This is a genomic window from Nonomuraea sp. B19D2, assembly GCF_040137845.1.
In the GTDB taxonomy this organism is placed as follows: Bacteria; Actinomycetota; Actinomycetes; order Streptosporangiales; family Streptosporangiaceae; genus Nonomuraea.
Map to the genome: position 1 here is coordinate 1 of NZ_JBEFAK010000161.1, position 803 is coordinate 803.

General features: G+C 63.1%; 1 protein-coding gene and 1 pseudogene. One reads left to right on the plus strand and one right to left on the minus strand.

Translation table 11 applies throughout. The features are described 5' to 3' along the window. A partial coding sequence (locus tag ABN273_RS59275) for a hypothetical protein (protein ID WP_349458609.1) occupies positions 1-195 on the plus strand: 195 nt, incomplete at its 5' end. Positions 196-686: 491 nt separating this feature from the next. On the opposite strand, the pseudogene ABN273_RS59280 reads toward ABN273_RS59275, so the two are convergent. Continuing rightward, positions 687-803: pseudogene (locus tag ABN273_RS59280) on the minus strand (IS5/IS1182 family transposase); the annotation flags it as partial.

Genomic DNA, 803 nt, shown 5'->3' on the forward strand with positions numbered 1-803 from the left:
ATGCTGCACAATGACCTCGCGGCCGCTCGTGATGATCAGTTCCGGGATGAACCGGATCATGACGACGCGGCCGCTCTTCTGTGTATCGAGTTACGAAATCGCGATCAACCTGACCATCGCCTGCCCCCAGCGACGCGATCACATATCGTCATCGCTTCACGGACTTTGCGCCAGATCCCGTTGTCGCGAACATAATCAGCGGTGCAGCGACATCAACGCCTCCCTGCGGCAGGCGACGGGCCTCGGGGCCACGGTGAAATTCGTGGTCAAGGCTGGGAGGCGTCGCCGGTTGTCCGCGGCCTACTTCGACGTGGACCGGTGGCGATTTCGAGGAGGCACACGTGGAGGGCAATTCCGCCGACAGCGAGCTCGTCAGGCGGAAAGCGTTGTGGCGGATGCTGGACCTGTATCAAGGGCCGTTGCTGGCCGGTAGGGATGACCTGTCGTGCCTGCAGCTGCGACAGGGGCCAGGACACAAGCGGTTGGAGCGGTCCTCCGGCCGGCCGAATTGGAGCGGAAGGATGACCCTGACCGGGCCCTCGGCGTGCTGACGCTGGCGGTTGATCGCATCGATCCTCACAGCGAAGTGCTGTGGCGCCAGATCATGACTATCCAGGGAGAGCTGGGCCGGTTGCCCCCGCTGGAGCTGACCCTGCAACAGCTCACAGAACGCCTTAGACGGTGACTCATTTGGTGAGTCGGCGGTAGCAAATGAGGACTGCGGCGAGCCACGAAGGAAGAGAAGTGGTCCGCCCGGCGTTCGTAGCGCCGGTGTAAGCGTCGGCAGCCGGCAAGCCAAGAGA